The 19,202-nt window shown below is 70.4% G+C and carries 22 protein-coding genes, 1 pseudogene and 1 riboswitch; of the genes and pseudogenes, 6 read left to right on the plus strand and 17 right to left on the minus strand.

The genetic code is table 11. From position 1 onward, the window contains the following. Window positions 1-131 precede the first annotated feature (131 nt). Window positions 132-896, minus strand: a complete 765-nt coding sequence (gene map, locus ACZ6YG_RS15225) for a type I methionyl aminopeptidase (protein ID WP_397198945.1) — start codon at window positions 894-896, stop codon at window positions 132-134. 46 nt (window positions 897-942) lie between these two features. Here map and ACZ6YG_RS15230 point away from each other — a divergent pair, with 46 nt between their 5' ends. After that, complete coding sequence (locus tag ACZ6YG_RS15230) at window positions 943-1,197, plus strand: helix-turn-helix domain-containing protein (protein WP_148031563.1); 255 nt, start codon at window positions 943-945, stop codon at window positions 1,195-1,197. 165 nt (window positions 1,198-1,362) lie between these two features. Here ACZ6YG_RS15230 and ACZ6YG_RS15235 read toward each other — a convergent pair whose 3' ends face one another. The 9 genes and pseudogenes from ACZ6YG_RS15235 to ACZ6YG_RS15275 all read right to left on the minus strand — a co-directional run bounded on the left by ACZ6YG_RS15235 (window position 1,363) and on the right by ACZ6YG_RS15275 (window position 8,185). Further along, complete coding sequence (locus ACZ6YG_RS15235; RefSeq protein ID WP_466018316.1) at window positions 1,363-1,491, minus strand: hypothetical protein; 129 nt, start codon at window positions 1,489-1,491, stop codon at window positions 1,363-1,365. Between the two features lie 40 nt (window positions 1,492-1,531). Further along, window positions 1,532-1,750: a hypothetical protein gene (locus tag ACZ6YG_RS15240; RefSeq protein ID WP_466018317.1), complete on the minus strand. Its 219-nt coding sequence runs from the start codon at window positions 1,748-1,750 to the stop codon at window positions 1,532-1,534. Then, window positions 1,747-2,229 carry a hypothetical protein gene (locus ACZ6YG_RS15245; RefSeq protein WP_148031564.1) on the minus strand — a complete coding sequence of 161 codons (483 nt, stop codon included), beginning with the start codon at window positions 2,227-2,229 and terminating at the stop codon, window positions 1,747-1,749. The genes ACZ6YG_RS15240 and ACZ6YG_RS15245 overlap by 4 nt, the downstream gene beginning before the upstream one ends. Further along, window positions 2,226-2,750, minus strand: a complete 525-nt coding sequence (locus ACZ6YG_RS15250; RefSeq protein WP_271277547.1) for an RNA polymerase sigma factor — start codon at window positions 2,748-2,750, stop codon at window positions 2,226-2,228. The genes ACZ6YG_RS15245 and ACZ6YG_RS15250 overlap by 4 nt, the downstream gene beginning before the upstream one ends. A gap of 205 nt (window positions 2,751-2,955) precedes the next feature. Next, entirely contained in the window at window positions 2,956-3,396 is a 441-nt protein-coding gene (locus ACZ6YG_RS15255) for a pectate lyase family protein (RefSeq protein WP_466018318.1), read from the minus strand. After that, window positions 3,296-3,727: pseudogene (locus ACZ6YG_RS15260) on the minus strand (pectate lyase family protein); the annotation flags it as partial. The gene ACZ6YG_RS15255 and the pseudogene ACZ6YG_RS15260, both read right to left, overlap by 101 nt. Window positions 3,728-3,812: 85 nt before the next feature. Then, on the minus strand, window positions 3,813-4,889 hold the full coding sequence (locus ACZ6YG_RS15265; RefSeq protein ID WP_397198942.1) for a tyrosine-type recombinase/integrase: 1,077 nt from the start codon (window positions 4,887-4,889) through the stop codon (window positions 3,813-3,815). Between the two features lie 64 nt (window positions 4,890-4,953). After that, window positions 4,954-6,483, minus strand: a complete 1,530-nt coding sequence (locus ACZ6YG_RS15270) for a helix-turn-helix domain-containing protein (protein ID WP_148031568.1) — start codon at window positions 6,481-6,483, stop codon at window positions 4,954-4,956. 16 nt (window positions 6,484-6,499) lie between these two features. Continuing rightward, the gene (locus tag ACZ6YG_RS15275; protein WP_466018319.1) at window positions 6,500-8,185 is read right to left on the minus strand and encodes an enoyl-CoA hydratase-related protein; all 1,686 of its coding nucleotides are present in this window, start codon (window positions 8,183-8,185) and stop codon (window positions 6,500-6,502) included. A 102-nt stretch (window positions 8,186-8,287) separates the two neighbouring features. On the opposite strand from ACZ6YG_RS15275, the gene ACZ6YG_RS15280 reads away from it, so the two are divergent. Next, entirely contained in the window at window positions 8,288-8,809 is a 522-nt protein-coding gene (locus ACZ6YG_RS15280) for a pyridoxamine 5'-phosphate oxidase family protein (RefSeq protein ID WP_466018320.1), read from the plus strand. 86 nt (window positions 8,810-8,895) lie between these two features. On the opposite strand, the gene ACZ6YG_RS15285 is transcribed toward ACZ6YG_RS15280, so the two are convergent. The 5 genes from ACZ6YG_RS15285 to ACZ6YG_RS15305 form a co-directional block, all read right to left on the minus strand. Continuing rightward, on the minus strand, window positions 8,896-9,141 hold the full coding sequence (locus tag ACZ6YG_RS15285; RefSeq protein ID WP_219546391.1) for a hypothetical protein: 246 nt from the start codon (window positions 9,139-9,141) through the stop codon (window positions 8,896-8,898). A gap of 36 nt (window positions 9,142-9,177) precedes the next feature. Next, on the minus strand, window positions 9,178-9,618 hold the full coding sequence (locus tag ACZ6YG_RS15290; protein WP_466018321.1) for a ribosomal protein L7/L12: 441 nt from the start codon (window positions 9,616-9,618) through the stop codon (window positions 9,178-9,180). Between the two features lie 829 nt (window positions 9,619-10,447). Beyond that, the gene (locus tag ACZ6YG_RS15295; protein WP_219546390.1) at window positions 10,448-10,750 is read right to left on the minus strand and encodes a DUF952 domain-containing protein; all 303 of its coding nucleotides are present in this window, start codon (window positions 10,748-10,750) and stop codon (window positions 10,448-10,450) included. Beyond that, window positions 10,738-11,286, minus strand: coding sequence for a GNAT family N-acetyltransferase (locus tag ACZ6YG_RS15300; RefSeq protein WP_148031574.1), 549 nt, complete (start codon window positions 11,284-11,286; stop codon window positions 10,738-10,740). The genes ACZ6YG_RS15295 and ACZ6YG_RS15300 overlap by 13 nt, the downstream gene beginning before the upstream one ends. Before the next feature lie 20 nt (window positions 11,287-11,306). Continuing rightward, complete coding sequence (locus tag ACZ6YG_RS15305; protein WP_148031575.1) at window positions 11,307-11,630, minus strand: DMT family transporter; 324 nt, start codon at window positions 11,628-11,630, stop codon at window positions 11,307-11,309. 112 nt (window positions 11,631-11,742) lie between these two features. Here ACZ6YG_RS15305 and ACZ6YG_RS15310 point away from each other — a divergent pair, with 112 nt between their 5' ends. Beyond that, window positions 11,743-12,696, plus strand: a complete 954-nt coding sequence (locus ACZ6YG_RS15310) for a radical SAM protein (RefSeq protein ID WP_271277554.1) — start codon at window positions 11,743-11,745, stop codon at window positions 12,694-12,696. 45 nt (window positions 12,697-12,741) lie between these two features. Here the strand turns inward: ACZ6YG_RS15310 and ACZ6YG_RS15315 are convergent, their stop codons facing one another. Then, window positions 12,742-13,929 carry a L,D-transpeptidase gene (locus ACZ6YG_RS15315; protein ID WP_466018322.1) on the minus strand — a complete coding sequence of 396 codons (1,188 nt, stop codon included), beginning with the start codon at window positions 13,927-13,929 and terminating at the stop codon, window positions 12,742-12,744. 171 nt (window positions 13,930-14,100) lie between these two features. Beyond that, window positions 14,101-16,320, minus strand: coding sequence for an SF1B family DNA helicase RecD2 (gene recD2, locus ACZ6YG_RS15320; protein ID WP_219546387.1), 2,220 nt, complete (start codon window positions 16,318-16,320; stop codon window positions 14,101-14,103). 77 nt (window positions 16,321-16,397) lie between these two features. Further along, window positions 16,398-16,463: riboswitch (guanidine-III (ykkC-III) riboswitch) on the plus strand. A 32-nt stretch (window positions 16,464-16,495) separates the two neighbouring features. Here recD2 and ACZ6YG_RS15325 point away from each other — a divergent pair. Genes ACZ6YG_RS15325 through ACZ6YG_RS15335 form a run of 3 tightly spaced genes read left to right on the plus strand, consistent with a single transcriptional unit; the run spans window position 16,496 to window position 19,195 of the window. Then, window positions 16,496-16,810, plus strand: a complete 315-nt coding sequence (locus ACZ6YG_RS15325; RefSeq protein ID WP_219546386.1) for a DMT family transporter — start codon at window positions 16,496-16,498, stop codon at window positions 16,808-16,810. Between the two features lie 41 nt (window positions 16,811-16,851). Further along, window positions 16,852-17,826: a CE1 family esterase gene (locus ACZ6YG_RS15330; protein WP_466018323.1), complete on the plus strand. Its 975-nt coding sequence runs from the start codon at window positions 16,852-16,854 to the stop codon at window positions 17,824-17,826. A gap of 19 nt (window positions 17,827-17,845) precedes the next feature. After that, on the plus strand, window positions 17,846-19,195 hold the full coding sequence (locus ACZ6YG_RS15335) for a serine hydrolase domain-containing protein (RefSeq protein WP_364235958.1): 1,350 nt from the start codon (window positions 17,846-17,848) through the stop codon (window positions 19,193-19,195). The last annotated feature ends 7 nt before the right edge of the window (window positions 19,196-19,202 follow it).

A 19,202-nucleotide genomic window follows, 5' to 3' on the forward strand; every position in this document is an offset into this window, starting at 1 on the left:
CCTGGAGGCGGTGCGCGGGCTGCGGCTCGCCTCCGAAAGTTCGGCGTAGGACGGCCTGGGGTGATCAGGGTGGGGCCGCGGCGTTCGGCTCGCCTCCGGAGGACGGCGGGGGACGTGCCGGCCTGGGGTGGTCAGGGTTCGGTGAGGATGACGGGGCCGTCGTCGGTGATGGCGATGGTGTGCTCGGCGTGGGCGGCGCGGCTGCCGTCGGTGGTGCGCAGGGTCCAGCCGTCGGCGGCGACGCGGTAGTGGCCGCTGCCGGGGGCGAGCATGGGTTCGATGGCGAGGGTCATGCCGGCGCGCAGGGTCATGCCGCGGCCGGGGCGGCCTCGGTTGCTGACGTGGGGGTCCTCGTGCATGTGGCGGCCGATGCCATGGCCGCCGAAGTCGGCGGGGCCGGCGTAGCGGCCGCGGGCGGCGACGGTCTGGATGGCGTGACCGATGTCGCCGATGCGGTTGCCGGGCACGGCGGCGGCGATGCCGGCGGCGAGGGCCTGGCGGGTGGTGTCGATGAGGGCGCGGTCGGCGGGATGCGCGGTGCCGACGGTGAAGCTGATGGCGGCGTCGCCGGCCCAGCCGTCGAGGTAGGCGCCGCAGTCGACGCTGACCAGGTCGCCGTCGCGCAGGCGGTCTCGGCCGGGTATGCCGTGGACGATGGCGTCGTTGACGGAGACGCAGATGACGGCGGGGTAGGGGGTCGGGGCGAAGTGCGGCTGGTAGCCGAGGAAGGCGGAGGTGGCGGCGGCTTCGCGGATGGTGGTGGCGGCCAGGTCGTCGAGCTCGGCTATGGGGGTGCCGGGGGCGGCGTGGCGGGCGACGGCCTGGAGGGTGCGGGCGACGACGCGGCCGGCTTCACGCATGGCCTGGAGCTCGCCGGTGGTCTTGATCTCAACCATGGCGATAACTATACCGGTATTTCTATTGGGTTATAGACTTGTGGGCATGGTCCGTCCCCCGCTCACTCCCGAAGAACGCCTGCGCGGCGAGCGCCTCGGCACCCTCCTGCGCCAGGCCAGAGGCGAGCGCAGCATCACCGAGGTCGCCACCGCGGCCGGCATGTCCGCCGAGACCCTCCGCAAGATCGAGACCGGCCGCATCGCCACCCCCGCCTTCTTCACCATCGCCGCCCTGACCGACGTCCTCGGCATCTCCCTCGACGACCTCGCCCTCCACACCACCCCCGCCGTCCCCACCTGACCTGCTCCGGCAACCAGCGGGGGAGTGCGGCCCCCGAACCCGTCACGGGGTGTCGGCAAGAAACGTGTCATGAGACCCGAACGGCGTTGATCTTGCTGTGACTTGCCTGCTCATCGCCGCAGGTTCTTCAGACCGTAACTGAGGCCGGCTCACCACGCAGGCGCTTCAGCCCAGCAGCGCGATCACACCAGCGAGGAGTATCGCGGCGACGAGCACGGCCACTACGACCAAGACCGTCGTGCCGAGCCGCCGGCGGATGAATTTCGGGTTGTGGGCCATCGTGATGTCCTTCATGGCTAGGCGTGGCGTCGGATCGCCAGATAGGCGATACCAGTCACCTGGCCGCCGGACGATCGGTCCACCCGCTCGCGCGGGCCGATGTCACGCCCGGACAGCAGTGACTGTGCAGCCGCACGATCCCAGCGGGGGTTGGCCGCGGAGCCGAACCGACCAACGCGGCCCTGGCCCCGGCGGGCACCGCGATGGTGGCCTCGCGCAGCGCCCACCGCTGCCGGTAACGCCTGCCCAGGCCGCTGGTCCGCAGCGCGTTCACCGCTCTTCCCCGCCGGTCAACTCGTGCATGCGGCGCAGCAGCGCTGCGCGCCGGGCATGGGCGCGCAGCGCCAGTGCCAGGGCCACTGCGGCGAACAGGCCCCCGACCGCCAGGGCGAGCCCCGCCCCGGTGCCACGCTGCACGGCTACGACGGTCACGAGTGCCGTGGTGGCCAGCGAGGCGGCCAGGCCGATCCAGGCGGCGATCACCCGATCGGTGGCGAACAGCGGAACCCGGCGCGTCAGCAGCCACCCACCGTAGGCTGCCCAGGCCAGGCAGAGCACGGTGAACAACGCGAACGCCACATGCGTGCGCCCGGGCAGCGGCCCTGGCTCCGACCACCACAACGTGCCCACGAACACCGCGCCGGCTGCACCGGCCAGCAGTGTCGTCACCGCCCGGATCCGGACTCTCAGCGACAGCACCGGAGCCAGGTGCTCGATCATGTCCTGCGCCGACAGGCGTGGTTCGTCCGTCATGGCCCGTATCCCTTCTCCTCCAGGTGTCCACGCAGCAGACGACGGGCGCGGTTGAGCCGGGACTTGACTGTTCCGGCCGGGATCTGGCAGATGTCGGCGCACTCCTCCACCGGCAGGTCCTCCAGGTAGAACAGGACGAGGATCTCCCGCTCCAGCACCGGCAGAGCTGACAGCACGCTCACGAGCGCGGCACGATCCACCATGGCCTCAGCCGGGTCTTCGACGACCATGTCGCCGAATCCGGACGTTTTCTCCTCCTGGGCGTACTCACCGCGCAGCCGGTCAGTGACCGACCGCCGGGCGATCGTGAACAGCCACGGCGCGAACCGGCCGGGTTCCCTGAGCCGGGGCAGGCCGCGGACGACGGCCAGCCAGATCTCCTGCGTAACGTCGTCGGCCCGGTCAGCATCCAGCATGCGGCGCACATAGATCCACACCGGTCTCCGCCACCGAGCCAGCAGTTCGGCCAGCGCCGCACGCTCTCCCAGCTGCGCGCGCACCACCAGCAGCTCATCGGTCATCTCGCCCTCCCGTCATCTTGCACAGTCGGGCGAGAAGCCAAGAAGGTTCACGGTTCCCGGATCACCTATGGAGTACGGTCACCGCAACCGGCAGGTCGACGTCGCGCTCACGGAGTCGCGCGGCCAGGTCGAGCAGATGCCGCAGGGATCGTGCGGCGCGTGACAGGCGAATGACGAAGATGCCGCTGGGCCGGAGGTACTCCAGTCACGTGCCGATGTTCGGCTGCGGGCCCGCGTACGCCTGCACCAGCGACGGCACCTGGGAGGCCGCGTCCAGGCTGTAGGAGTAGAACGAGCCGGGCGTGAACGCCGAACCCCCGGTCTCCTGCCGGCCCGTGCAGCCGGAGCAGACGCTGCCCGACTGCCGCAGCTGGGCCGAGGCATCGCGGTAGTACGGATCCTTCACGTTCTGGAAGTAGCTGTTCTCCAGCACCATCCTGGTGGCGCCGCGCGCGTAGTTGCCGTAGCCCGTGATGTTCTGCAGATAGTTGTTGTACAGGTGCGCATAGGCCACGTTGTCCGTGGACGGGTTACGCGAGGCGTTGTCACGCAGCCAGTTGTGGTGGATGGTCATCCGCGAGGTGACGTTCGGCGTCCAGCCGATGCCGAACGCCTTGCGGCCCTCCGCGATGACGTTCCACGACACCGTCGAAGTCGTAGGTGTCGTCACCGGGGTCGTCCTCGGGCATCAGCGTGTCCCGGATCGTCATGTTGCGGATGATGACGTTCGAGACGCCGTCCAGGAGGAAGCCGCCGCCGGCGAGGGTGCCGTTCCTGCCGACGCCGACGATGGTCTTGTCGGAGGCCACGCGGATCTCGCTGCCCCTGGGCGAGGCGGCCAGGGTGCCGTTGACCCGGATCACGTACGGCTGACTCGCCGTGGCGTAACGGACCAGGTCCGCGTAGGTCGTCACGGTGACCGTCTGGCCCGCGGCGCCGCCCGTGGTGGTGGACAGGCCGCCGCCGCTGGTGGCGGCGAAACCGTCCGCGGTGCCCGGCCGTCAAACGATCCGCAAAGGTCCGATCCCACAGCTCCGGCAGCCCATGTCCGAGAGGGACCCGTCAACCCTGCCCGTCGTGAACGTCCCCGCCCGGCCCCACCCCGTCCCGGACGCGACCGGGACGCGGCTCCTTCAACAGCGGATGAGCCCGCATCGCCACCTCCAGCTCACCCGGCAACTCGTCACGATAACGACCCAGCGTCGACAGATCACCATGCCCCAGCACCCGCCGCACCGCGTCCATGTCGACCGCGTCCGCCAGCAGATGCGTCGCCGTCGTATGACGCAACCCATGAGGCGTGACCGTACGCCGCCGATCCGGATCCACCCGCCGCTGCACCCGATCGATCACCGCCTGCACGTCACCCCGCGCCAGCCGCCGCCCACGCCACGACAACAGCAACGCCTTGTCCGCCGACTCCGAACGGCCCCGCTCCAGATAGGCCTCCAGCACCCGCGCCACATCCGACGGCAACGGCACGTCACGCGTCCGCCCGCCCTTGCCGAAGATCCGCCAATAACGCACACCGTCATTGGTGAAGAAATCCTCCACATTGGCCCGCACCAGCTCCGACACCCGCGGCCCCAGCGTGGCCAGCAACAGCACGATCAACGCGTCACGCAACTCCGTCCGCTGATCACGACGGCCCGGCCCCGACGGCTCCTCACCCAGCCGCCGCGCCGCCCCCACCAGACCCTGCGCCTGCTCACGCGTCAGCGCCCGCCGCTCCGGCCGCAGCCCGCCCCGCTCCCTGGCCGTGATCGTCGCCACCGTCATCGGATTGACCTGCACCCAGCCCACCAGCGCCGCATGCTTGAACAACGCCGAGATCGACCGCCGGAACCGCGCCTGCGACGACGCCGACTGCCGGCCCCGCCCACCAGCCTCCCCGCCGGCGGGCCGGCGGCCGTCGGGCTTGCGGGCGAACGCCAGCAGCACCGCGTCGACATCCTCACCCGTCAGATCGTCGAGCACCCGGCCCGCGCCCGCCAGCTCCACCAACGTCGCGACGTCACGCGCGTACACCTCCGCCGTCGCCGCCGACAACGCCCCCGTCAGCACCCTCGCCCGCACCAGCTCCACGTAGCGGTCCGCCGCCTCCGCCACCGACACCCGGTCGAGCTCCGCAGGCCGCACCCGTGCACCCCTTCTCCCGTCAAGATCCAGCAGAAGGACACGGTAGCGGCCGCCACCGACACTTTCAGATGTCGCGGAAGGTCTCGATCCGCGCCCCCAACGCGTTCAGCCGCTCCGCCAGATCCTCGTAACCACGGTTGATCACGTACACGTTGCGCAGCACCGACGTGCCCTCCGCCGCCATCATCGCCAGCAGCACCACCACCGCGGGCCGCAACGCCGGCGGGCACATCATCTCCGCCGACCGCCACCGCGTCGGCCCCTCCACCAGCACCCGATGCGGATCCAGCAGCTTCACCGAAGCGCCCAGCCGGGTCAGCTCCGTCAAATAGATCGCCCGGTTGTCATACACCCAGTCGTGGATCAGCGTCGACCCCTCCGCCGCCGCCGCGATCGCCGCGAAGAACGGCACGTTGTCGATGTTCAGACCCGGGAACGGCATCGGATGGATCTTGTCGATGGGGGAGACGAGCTTCGACGGCCGCACCGTCAGATCCACCAGCCGGGTACGGCCGTTGGCCGCCGCGTACTCCTCACCCCGGTCATGGTCGAGCCCCATCTCCTCCAGCACCGCCAGCTCGATCTCCAGGAACTCCACCGGCACCCGGCAGATCGTCAGCTCCGACGACGTCACCACCGCGGCGGCCAGCAGGCTCATCGCCTCCACCGGATCCTCCGACGGCGAATAGTCCACATCCCGCTCGATGTCCGGCACCCCGTGCACCGTCAGCGTCGTCGTGCCCACCCCCTCGACCCGGACCCCCAACTCCTCCAGGAAGAAGCACAGATCCTGCACCATGTAGTTGGAGGAGGCGTTACGGATCACCGTCACCCCGTCATGACGGGCCGCGGCCAGCAGCGCGTTCTCCGTCACCGTGTCACCGCGCTCCGTCAGCACGATCGCCCGCTTCGGCGACACCCCCCGCTCCACCTCGGCGTGATAGAACCCACCGGTCGCGGTGATGTGCAGCCCGAAATGCTGCAGCGCCGACATGTGCGGCTGCACCGTACGCGTGCCCAGATCACAACCCCCCGCGTACGGGATCCGGAACACGTCCGTGCGGTGCATCAGCGGACCCAGGAACATGATGACGCTCCGCGTACGCCGCGCCGCCTCGGTGTCCATCGACTCCAGCTCCAGCCGGGCCGGCGGCACGATCTCCAGATCGTTGCCCTCGTTGATCCACCGCGCCCGCACCCCGATCGACGCCAGCACCTCCAGGATCCGGTACACCTCCTCGATCCGCGCCACCTTGCGCAGGATCGTCCGCCCGGAGTTCAGCAACGACGCGCACAGCAACGCCACACACGCGTTCTTCGACGTCTTCACCTCGATGCTGCCCGACAGGCGCCGCCCGCCCACGACCCGCAGGTGCATCGGCCCCGCGTACCCGAGAGAGACGATCTCACTGTCGAGCGCCTCGCCGATCCGGGCGATCATCTCAAGGCTGATGTTCTGGTTGCCGCGCTCGATCCGGTTGATAGCGCTCTGGCTGGTCGCCAGCGCATCCGCCAGCTGGAGCTGCGTCCATCCGCGGTGCTGCCGCGCGTCCCGGATCAGCCGACCGATCCGTACAAGGTAGTCATCTCCCACAACACCTCAACCTATCTCACATATGAGATGCCTCCGCGTCAGGTGCCGGCGACGCGCCGGACCCCCGCCTATGCAGGGCCAGACGCGCCGGCGTGCACGCGGGCCGCCGCCCGTGCACGAACGCCCTCCGGGCCTCCCCGAACCCGCGACGGTCACCGAACACGTCACGACTCAGCTCCGCCAGCTCCTCCGCACGATAAGCCTCCAACGGCTTACGCCGCTCATCGGCCTCCCGCGCCTCCCGCTTGGCCGCCAGCAACCGCTCATAACGCGGGCTGGAAGCGAGCCTGTCAGCGTACTCCAGCACCGCCCCCTCGAACTCCGGCCGCGACCCCGGCACCACCCGATCCGCCAGCCCCAGCTCCACCGCCTCCTGCGCGCCCACCGGCAACGCCCGCCAGGCCAGCCGCCGCGCCTGCCGCGCCCCCACCCGGCGCGGCAGCACGTACGCCCACAACCCGCCCCCCGACAACCCCAACGTCCGGAAATGCGGATTCAGCACCACACCCGAACGCACCATCACCCGATCACCGCCCAGCGCCAGCATCACCCCGCCCGCCCACGCGTCACCACCCACCGACGTCACCACCAGCTGCCCCGTACACGCCACCAGCTCCCGGCACAGCAGACCGAACGCGGTCACGTTCATCCACGCCTCCAGCTCCGGATACCGCGCCGCCTCGATCACCTCCAGATGCACACCCCGGGAGAACACCTCACCACCCCGCACCACCAGCACCCGCGTATCCTGCGCCGCCGCATACCGCAACGCCGCCACCAGCCGCCGGCACTGACCCGCCGACATCGCCCCCTCATAGAAATCGAACCCCACCACACCCACACCGTCACCCCGGTCATAGGTGATCTCGCTGAAGCCCGGCCGCTCCCGCACCCCGTCCAACCGCCCACCCAGCACCGACGCCGCCGGCAACGTCACCGCACCCCGCTCCCCGGCCCGCAACTGGCCCACCCACACCGTCCCGTCACCGGTGTGCACCAGCACCGCACCCTCCCGCCGCCCCGCCACCACACCCGGCGCACCCCCCAACACCGGCCCCCGATACACGTCGAACACCCGCACCGCCAGCCCGCACAACTCCGCCACCACCCCCGGCTCCCCATCAGCCGCCCGCACCCGCCGCACCACCTCCTCCGTCGGCGCCTCCCACGACAACACCCCACCCGGCTCCCGCACCCGCGCCACCGGCCCGCCCGGCACCGGCGGCTCCGGCACGAACCCCGGATCGGCAGCCCTGTCCGCCACCTCCAGCACCAGCTCCGCCGCCGCCTCCGCCACCGGCCCCCGATACAACGCCGACCTGCGCGGCGGCTCAGCAGGCATCGCGAACATCCGATGCCCCCACACCGGCGCCCCCTCCATCTCCCGCCCGGCCTGCAACGCCGTCACACCCCACTCACCCACCCCGCCCGCGATCGCCCGCTCCAGCGGGAAAGGACCCCGATCACCCGGCGGCCCCGGACGGATCACCACCGTCCGCGCCCCCTCCCACAACGGCGCCGGCGCCCGCCCCGCCGCCGACGGGCAGATCACCAGATCCGGCTTCGCCAGCCGGACCGCCTCCATCACCAACCGCTCCGACAGCGCCAGCTCCACGCTGACCTCGTGCCCGGCCCGGCGCAACGCCAGCCAGACACGCTGCACCAGACCGTCGAAGGAGGAACAGACAAGCAGGATACGCACAGGAAGATCATCCTCACCGGTGGGACGTGCCGCCGGAAGGGACGCGTACAGCCCCGCCCGGCCCGTACAGGCAAGCATGCTGACACGTCCACGCAAACGTCGATGACAGATCCCAGCAAAACCCGCCACATCCGGGGGAGTGGAGCCACCCCCACACGACCGTGCCACCATGGGCCCATCACGGCGTGGCACGAGGTCGAACAAGCAGAGCCCGCATTCGCCCGGCGCGTACGAGCGCTGTTCGACGCCCACAGACACAAGACCATCGCCACCCTGCGCACCGACGGATCACCCCGCATCTCCGGCATCGAGGCCGCCTTCGAGGACGGCGAACTCGTCTTCGGCTCCATGCCCAACGCCCGCAAGGGCGCCGACCTGCGCCGCGACCCGCGCTTCGCCCTGCACAGCGCCACCGTCGACCCGGTCGAGGGCTCCGAGGCGCAGTGGCCCGGCGAGGCGAAGATCGCCGGGCGGGCGCTCGCCGGCGGGGGAGGAGCGGACGGTGATCGTTTCCGTGCCGACATCGCCGAGGTCGTGCACACGCATCTCGACGACCAGGCGACGGTGCTCGTCGTCGAGTGGTGGACGCCCGGGCATGGGCTGCGCAGGGTGGAGCGCGCGTAGCCGCGACGGTTTTTCCGCGTTGACTGGTTCCGATCCGATACCGAACAGAATTCAGCTTCTGTTTGGTATCGGGTGGTTTGTCCGGGTTAGAGGCGGTTGACGAGGCGAGTGGCGGCCCGGTGACTCATGCCGGTCTCGCCGCGTACGAGGAAGACCGCCTCCTGGATCTGACCCATCGCCTTCAGCTCGCGGGCCTGGTCGATGATGTCCTGCCGGGGGGAGGGACGGTTGCGGGGCGCCTTGGTCAGGCGGACGGCCAGGATGATCAGGTAGATGATCGCGACGGTGACGACGAAGGTCAGCGCGATCAGACCCCCGGTGGATACGGCCATGAGTCGATCGTACGTAAAGAGATCGCCTCGCGGGAGTCAGAGCGTGCCGACGAAGGTGGCGGCGTCTTCCTCGTTCATGCCGGTTTCTGCGCGTACGAGGCGGACGGCCTGTTCGGTGTGGCCGGCTTCTTTGAGGTGGCGGGCCCGGGTGGCGAGGTCGGGCTGGGCGGGTGTGCCGGTGAGGGCGGTGTAGGCGGGGTGGCTGATGGGGCGGCCCGTGGCGAGGCCGTCGACGGCGTCCTTGGCTTCTCGCAGGCCCATGCCGGTCTGTTCGCGCAGGAGTTTGATGGCGTGGATCATCTTGTTCTGCTGGATGAGGGTGTGGAGCTGGGTGTCGAGCTGGTCTCGTGTGAGCTGGACGCGTGACGGCGCTGGTGTCGTGCGGCCGCGGGTGTTTCTGTTTCTGATGAGGATGGTGGCGCCGGCGGCGAGGATGGCGAGGGTTGTGGCGATGATCAGTAACTCGGTGGTGGGCATGGCTGGGATGGTATCTCGGGCGCTCTTGTGGTTGCTTGATAATGGACATTATGTCAAGTCGTGCTGAGTGGTGCCCTGTTGGCGGTTAGTCAGATTGGGTGGTTTCGGTGGTGCGGGATTTATATGTTGTGACATGCGTTACGTGACGGTGAGTGACGTCGATGTGGCTGTCGGGCGTTATCGATGTGTGATGTGATCTTGTGGTGCCGGTGTTGTCGCTGGTGGCGGGGTGTGACGGGCTGGTGTGGGGGCCTCTCCCCCGGTGGGCGGCGGGTGCGGGCTGGATGCGGTGTGTGGTTGACAGGTGACATGACTTGTCGTTGATTCCTCGCCCTCGGGCAGGGGTGGCCTTTAGGGTGGTCTTCTGCTATCGCGCCGCGAGAGGAGCAGCACGTGGGGAACGAGTCCGTGTTATGTCCGGTGTGTCAGGGGGTTCTTCCCGCTGACGGGCGCGAGGCGTATACGCCGCTGCGTGGGCGGTTGATCCTGACGAACGGTTACTGCCCGGGTGGGTGTGCCGATCGGCGTGCCGCGCATGTGGAGCAGGTGCGGCAGCGCGCGCCTCAGGCGCCTCAGGCGTTGCCTCAGTCCATGGTGCCGTCGATGGGGCAGGGGGTGTCTCAGCCGGTCGCGGGGCCTGGTGGGGAGCTTCCGGTGCGGCGGCCGCAGGCGGCTGTGGTGGGGCCGGGGGTGCGGGTTCCGCGCTGATTGTTCCGGTTGCCGGTGTGCGGGGGTGTGCCGGTGGCGGGGTGTTGTGTACGGCGGGTCCATGGTCTGAGGCGGGTGTGCCGCTGAGGATGGTGGGCTCGCCGTTTTCGTGTGTGCGGGGTCAGGGGTGGTAGGGGCGGGTGCGGGTGACGGCGGTGGTGGGGAGCGGTCCGTACAGGTGGGGGTAGCCGTTCTCGTGGCGGATGTCGAGTCCGGTGGGGTCGATGTCGAGGATGAGCAGGGGTTCGGTCACGTGGCTGTAGTAGGTGGCGTGGACGGTGCGGAGTTGGTCGTGGTCGCGGCTGCAGTGGATGAAGCCTTCTTGGTCGAGGGTGCGGCCGAGGGTGGAGATGCGGTACTCCCCTGTGTTCTGGGCGTGGGTCCAGTCGGTGGCGAGGGCGAGGTGGTGGATCATGGGGTCCATTCGTGGTCGAGCATGGCGTAGATGAGTTCTGAGGACCATTCGCCTTTGACGTGTTCGTTGTCGATGAGGTGGGCTTCGCGGCGCATGCCGAGTTTTTCGAGTACGCGGGCGCTGGCGGTGTTGCGGGCGTCGAGGCGGCCGGTGATGCGGTGGAGGTGGAGGCCGTCGAAGCCGAGGCGGAGCATTTCGCGGGCGGCTTCGGTGGCGTAGCCGTGGCCGTGGTGGTCGGGGTGCAGGACGTAGCCGATTTCGCCTTGGCGGTGGGCTTTGCTGGTCCAGATGAGCAGGCAGTTGCCGATCAGGGTGCCGTCGTGGGTGATGGCGAGGTCGATGGCGTCGCCTTCGTCGAGGAGTGCGGTGCGGGTGGTTTTTTTGTCGAGGAAGGTGCGGGTGGCGTCGCGGTCGCGGGGGTGCCAGTAGAGGTAGCGGGTGACGTCGGGGCGGGATTCGTAGGCGTGGAGGGCGTCGAGGTCGTCGGGGGTGAAGGGGCGGAGGGTGAGGCGCGGGGTGGTGATGGGGTATTGGGGTTTGAGCACGAAGGCATTTTAGGGGGGTTTCAGTGGGTGCCGGCGAGGTTGAGGATGACGACGCCGGTGATGATGAGGAGGATGCCGCCGATTTTGTGCAGGGTGAGGGTTTCGCCCATGAAGGCGGCGCCGATGAGGGCGATGGCGGCGGTGCCGGCTCCGGCCCAGACGGCGTAGGCGGTGCCCATCTCGAGGTGGAGTTTGAGTGCTTGGGCCAGGAGGGCGAAGGAGGCGATGTAGCCGAGGGCGGTGGTGACGGTCCAGCCGGGGTTGGTGAAGCCGTTGCTGAGTTTGAGTGCGGTGGTGGCGGTGACCTCGCAGATGATGGCGAGGGCGAGCAGGAGCCAGGCCATGGTGTTTCTCCCCGGGAGGCGGTGCGGGTGTCCCAGCGTATGGGGGGTGTGCGTCCGGGTGGGGTGGTGGGCCGGGTTGAAAAGGGTGTCGAATGCGTGTTCCACTTGGTCGGTGGGTTGGGACGCGCAGCCTCTGGTGGAGGCGGCCGATGAGCGGCCGCTGATCGAGCGGCGTGCCGTGGTGCGTGACGGTTTCTACGAGCTGCAGGCGCGTGTGGTGATCGAGCGGGTGGCGCGGACGGCGGGGATCGCGCAGCGGTGGGCGGTGTCGCCGTATCGGGGGTGTGTTCACGCGTGCCTGGGTTGTGGTGCGCGTGGGGGGCATCGGCGGCTGGGGCTGGACGCGGGGCGTGATTTCGACTCGCGGGTCGTGGTGAAGCCGAATGTGGTGGCGCGGTTGCGGGCGGAGCTGGCGCGGTGGGGTGGTGAGCCGCTGGCGGTGGGGGTGAGTGGTGATTGTTATCAGCCGGCGGAGGAGACGTACCGGTTGATGCCGGGGGTGGTGACGGCGCTGGCGGAGGCGGGGGTGCCGGCGACGGTTTATACGCGCAGTCCGCTGGTGTTGCGGGATGCGGCGTTGCTGGCGGAGTGCGGGGTGCGGGTGGCGGTGTCGATCGCGTTCGTCGACGAGCGGATCCGGCGGGCGGTGGAGCCGGGTGCGGTGGGGGCGCAGGCGCGGTTGGAGCTGGTGGCGTCGCTGGTGGAGGCGGGGGTGGATTGCCGGGTGCTGATGGGGCCGGTGCTGCCGTTGCTGAGTGATGGTTCTGATCAGCTGGCGGCGACGGTGCGGCGGATCGGGCAGGCGGGGGTGCGGTCGGTGGAGCCGGTGGTGTTGCGGCTGCCGGCGGGGACGCGGTCGTGGTTCGGGGCGTGGCTGGAGCAGGCGCATCCTGGGCTGGTGGCGCGTTATGAGGAGTTGTACGGGCGTGACGGGTTGCCCTCCCCCGCTTATGAGGAGCGGATTCTGGGGCAGATCGCGCAGTTGTGCCGGGTGTACGGGATGCGGTGCGGGCCGGGTGAGCCGGAGCCGCGTGATCCGTGGTTCGGGCAGTTGGCGCTGGTGTGACCGCTCCCCCGCGCGTGGGGTCGTGCGGGGGGTGTCAGGCCGGGCTCAGGTCTGGTTCTTGAGTGCGCTGCCTTGCTTCCACTGTTTGAACGACATCTGCCAGAAGCCCCAGCCGTTGTTCCATTCGAGTTCGCGGTCGGTGCCCTTGATCTCGACGATGTCGCCGCGCTGGAAGTTGTCGTAGTACCACTTGGCCTGGTCGGGGCGGGCGTTGATGCAGCCGTGGCTGACGTTCTGGCGGCCCTGGGCCCAGACGTTGTTCTTGGCGTGGACGTATTCGCCGCTGTTGGAGATGCGGACGGCGTGGTCGACCATGACGTCGTAGTAGCCGGGGTCGCCCTTCTTGCGTCCTGGGGAGATCATGCGGACGGGGTTGACGCGTTCCATGGTGAGGTGGACGCCGCTGGTGGTGGTGTATTCGCGGGTGGTGGCCTTGCCGGCGCTGATGGCCATGGTCTGGACGCGTTTGCCGTTGCGGTAGACGTACATCATGTGCTTGGCGGCGTCGACCTTGCTGATGACCTTGTCGCCGATGTCGATGGCGTAGTCGTAGTTCTTCATGCCCCACAGGTCTTTGCCGGCCTTGACGCCGTCGAGGGCGGCGTTGAAGGTGACGGTCTGGTTGGGGGCCCAGTATTTGGCGGGGCGGTAGATGGCGTAGGAGTCGTCGATCCATCGCCAGGCGCCGTCGACGGGTTTTTCGGCTTCGACCGTCAGGGCGCGTTCGACGGCGGCCTTGTTGGCGACGGGCTGGTTGAACCTGACCATGATCGGCATGCCGATGCCGACGGTTTCGCCCTTGATGTTGGGGGTGACGTCGGTGATCTGCAGGACGCGGTCGGGTTTGCGGGTGGTGAAGGCGCTGGCGGCGGTGGCCGTGCCGGCGGTGGCGGCGACGTTGTAGTCGGTGGCCGGCTTGAGCGCGGTTTTGGAGACCCATTTGGTGCGGTCGGTGTTGAAGGTGCCTTCGAGCTGCTGGCCGCCGGTTTGGACGGTGACGTCGTCGAGGGTGCCGCCTTCGGCGGTGACGACGATGCGTTTGCCGGGGTTGACCTTGGTGCTGCCCTGGGCGGGGGTGATGGTGATGGTGGGGGGTTCGGGGGTGGCGGAGGTGGTGGCCTCGGAGGCTGCCGGGGTGGTGCCGCCGGCGGCGGAGCAGGAGGCGGTCAGGGTCGCGGCGGCGAGCAGGGCGACCCCTGTGGCGGTCTTCCTCCAGGGTGTTGTGATGGTCAAGTGAACCTCTCCCCACTTACATGCACTGCACTAAAAGACCTTAATGCTCCTGCATGTAAGACGAGCGTTGGTTTCGGAGAGTTCAGTCACATTTCGATCACTTCTGGCGGTGAGTCGCTGGTCAGCGCGCCGCCGGGTGGAGGGAAAAACTCGCGGCCGGGCCGTACGGGGTCAGTCGCGGCGGGTGAGGCGGTGGGTGAGGCCGGTGTGGCGGCGGCCGGCGCCGCGGGTGCGGACGGCCTGGGCCAGGGCGCGGCGGGAGCCGACGATGACGACGAGCTTCTTGGCGCGGGTGATGGCGGTGTAGAGGAGGTTGCGCTGCAGCATCATCCAGGCGCTGGTGGCCAGCGGGATGACCACGGCGGGGTATTCGCTGCCCTGGGAGCGGTGGATGGACACGGCGTAGGCGTGGGCGAGCTCGTCGAGTTCGTCGAAGGCGTAGTCGACGCGTTCGTCCTCGTCGGTCAGGACGGTGAGCGCGTGGTCGTCGGGGCGGATGTCGGCGACGACGCCGACGGTGCCGTTGAACACGCCGGCGGCGCCCTTGTCGTAGTTGTTGCGCAGCTGGGTGACCTTGTCGCCGACGCGGAAGACGCGGCCGCCGTGGCGGCGTTCGGGGGCGCCGTCGCGGGCGGGGGTGAGGGCTTCCTGCAGGGCGGCGTTGAGTGCGCCGGCGCCGGCCGCGCCGCGGTGCATCGGGGCCAGGACCTGGATGTCGCGGCGGGGGTCGAGGCCGAAGCGGCGCGGGATGCGGCGGGCGGCCACGTCGACGGTCAGGGCGGCGATGTCGTCGGGTTCCTCGCAGGGGAAGAGGAAGAAGTCGTCGAGGCCGGCGAGCTGGGGCTGCAGGCCGGAGTTGACGCGGTGGGCGTTGACGACGACGCCGGACTCGGCGGCCTGCCGGAACACCTGGGTGAGCCGTACGCGGGGGATGTCGGCGGCGGCGAGCAGGTCTTTGAGGACCTCGCCGGCGCCGACGGACGGCAGCTGGTCGACGTCGCCGACGAACAGCAGGTGGGCGCCGGGGGCGACGGCCTTGACGAGGCGGTTGGCGAGCAGCACGTCCAGCATGGAGGCTTCGTCGACGACGACGAGGTCGGCGTCCAGGGGGTTGTCGCGGTCGTAGGCGGCGTCGCCGCCGGGGCGCAGCTGCAGCAGCCGGTGGACGGTGGTGGCCTCGTGGCCGGTCAGCTCGGACAGGCGTTTGGCGGCGCGGCCGGTGGGGGCGGCGAGGATGACCTTGGCGCGTTTGGCGCGGGCCAGGGTGACGATGGAGCGGACGGTGAAGCTCTTGCCGCAGCCGGGGCCGCCGGTCAGTACGGCGACCTTGTGGGTGAGGGCCAGGCGGACGGCCTGGCGCTGCTCGCCGGCGAGGTCGGCGCCGGTGCGTTCGCGCAGCCAGGTCTCGGCCTTGGCCCAGTCGACGTCGGCGAACGCCTTGAGCCGGTCGTGGCCGTGGTGCAGGAGGGTGAGCAGGGAGCCGGCCAGCGACTGCTCGGCCCGGTGGAAGGGCGGCAGGTAGACGGCGGGGACGTCGTTGTCGCCGGCGGGCACCTGCTCGCGGACGACGCCTTCGGCGGCGGCCAGCTCTTCCAGGCAGGTGGCGGTGAGCGGGGCGGGCACGTCGAGGATCTTGACGGCGTCGGCGGTCAGGTTGGGGGCGGGCAGGTAGCAGTGGCCGTCGTCGGCGGCCTGGGACAGGGTGTAGCGCAGTCCGGCCTTGACGCGTTCGGGGCTGTCGTGCGGGATGCCGACGGCCTGGGCGATGGTGTCGGCGGTCTTGAAGCCGATCCCCCATACGTCGTCGGCCAGCCGGTACGGTTCGGTGCGCACGACTTCGACGCTGCGTTCGCCGTACTGCTTGAAGATGCGCACGGCGATGGAGGTGGAGACGCCGACGCCCTGGAGGAACACCATCACCTCTTTGATGATCTTCTGTTCTTCCCAGGCGTCGGCGATCATGCGGGTGCGTTTGGGGCCGAGGCCGGGCACTTCGGTCAGGCGGGCGGGTTCTTTCTCGATGACGTCGAGGGTGGCGGTGCCGAAGTGGTCGACGATCCGTTCGGCCATTTTGGGGCCGATGCCTTTGATGAGGCCGGAGCCGAGGTAGCGGCGGATGCCCTGGACGGTGGCGGGCAGGACGGTGGTGTAGGACCAGACCTCGAACTGGCGGCCGTAGCGGGGGTGGGAGGTCCAGCGGCCGGTCAGCCGGAGCGACTCCCCCACCTGGGCGCCGAGCAGGGGGCCGACGACGGTGAGCAGTTCGGTGGCGGAGCGGCCGGTGGCGACGCGCGCGATGGTGTAGCCGCTGTCCTCGTCGGCGTAGGTGATGCGTTCGAGCACGGCGTTCAGGTTGGTGCCGCCGTCCCGGCTTCCTTCAGGCCTGCCCACACGGAGGAGACTAGGACAGATCTTCACCGCCGCGACACCTCCCCCGGCGCGGCGGGGGGCGGCTGGTAGCGTGGCGGTGGCTGCCCGCTGCGGGTCACGCCCCGGACGAGCGCGTCGTACCCGGCATGACAAGACGACGTGGACCGTGGTCTGTTCTCCTGCGGAGGTGCGTGTCGTGGCGTGGATCGTGCTGGTCGTGTCCGGGGTGCTGGAAGCGGTGTGGGCGGCGGCTCTGGCTTCGTCGCAGGGGTTGTCGCGGTTGCGTCCCGCGCTGCTGTTCGTGGCGGCGCTGGCGGTCAGCATGGCGGGGCTGGGGTACGCGCTGCGGACGATCCCGGTCGGCACGGGTTACGCGGTGTGGGTGGGGATCGGCGCGGTCTGCACCGCGGTGTACGGGATGGTGTTCCTCGGTGAGGCGGTCACGGCCGCCCGGCTGGTGTGCCTGATGCTGATCGTCGCGGGTGTGGTGGGGCTGAGGCTGGTGTCCTGACGGGATCTCCCGCGGACTGCCTGGGGAGGGCGGGAGGTGCCATGGGCGGAGGGCGGGGCGTCGGCGTGGCGCTGCTGACGGCGATGCTGGTGGTGGTGACGGCCGCTGGCTGTCCCGGCCAGTCGCCGGCGCCAGAGCGGCCGACGGCCGCGCCCACCGCCGCTCCCCCGCCGGACGGCTGCGCGGGCGGGCCGCGGCTCGCGGAGGGGCGGCACACGATCGAGTTCGGCGGGCTGGAGCGGGTGTTCCTGCTGGCGCTGCCCGAGGGGGACGGCCCGCACCCGGTGCTGCTGAACCTGCACGGGCTGGGTTCCAACGCGCGTGAGCAGGCCGCCTACAGCCGGCTGCCGCGGGTGGGCGCCGAGCGCGGCTACGTCGTGGCCACCCCGCAGGTGGCCAAGGGCAGGCTCGCCTGGACGCTGCCGAACGGGTTCGGGCCCGACGACACCGGGTTCCTGGGGGCGCTGCTGGACCGGCTGGAGCAGGAGTTGTGCGTGGACCGGCGGCGCCAGTTCGCCGCGGGGCTGTCGTACGGGGGCGGGATGGCGGCGGCGCTGGCGTGCTCGATGGATGGGCGGCTGGCCGGGGTGGCGGCGGTGGCCGGGCTGAGCCTGGTGCGGCCGTGCCCGGAGCCGCCGCCGGTGACGCTGGTGTCCTTCCACGGCACCGCCGACCGGACCGTCCCGTACGGGGGCGGGCATCCGCTGCGGGACGCCACCGGTGACCTGCGCAAGCTGGCCGACATGGTGAAACTGCCGCCGGTGCGCCGGAGCGCCGAGGGGTGGGCGGAGGCGCTCGGCTGCCCGGAGCCGCGGGTGAGCTCTCCCGTACGGTCGGTCGAGCTGCGTGCGTGGGACGGGTGCGCGGCGGGGGCGGACGTCCGGTTGTACACGGTCGGCGGCGGCGGTCACACCTGGCCGGGGCCCATCGAGGTGCCGCGGCTGGGCGCCACGGCGCGAGGGCTGGACGCCAGCGCGCTGATCCTGGACGCCTTCGACGCCGCCGAGCCGCGCTGACCCCCTAGGCTTGCTGTTCATGACTCAGGTGGGACAGGTGACGGCCCGCGCGCTGATGCGCCGCCTGGCCGTCGAACAGAGCGAGTCGCGGATCCCCTCGATCATGGCGGCGGTGGTGCGTGAGGGGCAGGTGGCCTGGCAGGGCGGTCGCGGCCGGACGGCCGGTCCGCCGGGAGGCGAGCCGACGCCGGGCACGCAGTACCGGCTGGGGTCGATCACCAAGAGCATGGTGGCGGTGGTCGTCATGCGGATGCGTGACGAGGGCCTGCTCGATCTGGCCGATCCGGTCGGCAAGCATCTGCCGGGGGTGCGGGCCGGGGAGGCCACGGTCGCGCAGCTGCTGTCGCACACGGGCGGGCTGACGGCCGAGCCGCCGACCGACTGGTGGGAGCGCACGCCGGGGGTGGAGGCGGGTGAGCTGCTGGGCAGGCTCGGGCCGGCGCATGTCAAGCATCGGCCGGGGCGGCGCTACCACTACTCCAATCTCGGTTACGGGCTGCTCGGCGAGCTGGTCGCCCGGTTGCGGGGGGTGCCGTGGCTGGAGGCGGTGCGGGAGGAGGTGCTGGAGCCGCTCGGCATGGGTGACACGACGCCGCGGCCGCGGCCGCCGCACGCCGTCGGTTACGCCGTCCATCCGTACGCCGACGTGCTGCTGGCCGAGCCGGAGCATGATCATGGGGCGATGGGGCCGGCGGGGCAGCTGTGGTCGACGGCCGGTGATCTGGCGCGGTGGGCGGCGTTCGTGGCCGGTGACACCGGCGGGGTGCTGGCGGAGGGCACGCTGGCGGAGATGCGGGAGCCGGCGACGGTCGACGACGGTGACGCCTGGACCGGCGGTTATGGGCTGGGGCTGCAGCTGACGCGGCATGCCGGGCGCCGGTTGGCCGGGCACACCGGGTCGATGCCGGGGTTCCTGGCGACGGTGTGGGCCGATCCGGCCGCCGCGACGGGGGTGCTGTTCCTGGCCAACGCCACGTCGGGGGTGGGGCGGACGTTGCTGTTCGATCTGCTCGACATCCTGGAGGAGCATGAGCCGCGGATGCCGCGGGAGTGGGTGCCGGGGGCCGCCGACCCGGATCTGCTGGCGCTGACCGGGTTGTGGCACTGGGGTCCGGCGCCGTACACGCTGCGGCTGCTGCCCGATCGGGGGCTGGCGCTGGGGCCGGTGTCCGGTGGCGGGCGGGCGTCGCGGTTCGTGCCGCAGGACGACGGCACGTGGCTGGGGCTGGACGGTTACTACGCGGGCGAGACGTTGCGGGTGGGGCCGGATCATCTGGATCTGAACACGTTCGTGTTCACGCGTGAGCCGTACGATCCGGGGGCGCCGGTGCCGGGTGGTGTCGGGGACTGGCACACCCCCACTACTTGACGTCAGG

The organism is Nonomuraea sp. NPDC054003, from assembly GCF_055585125.1.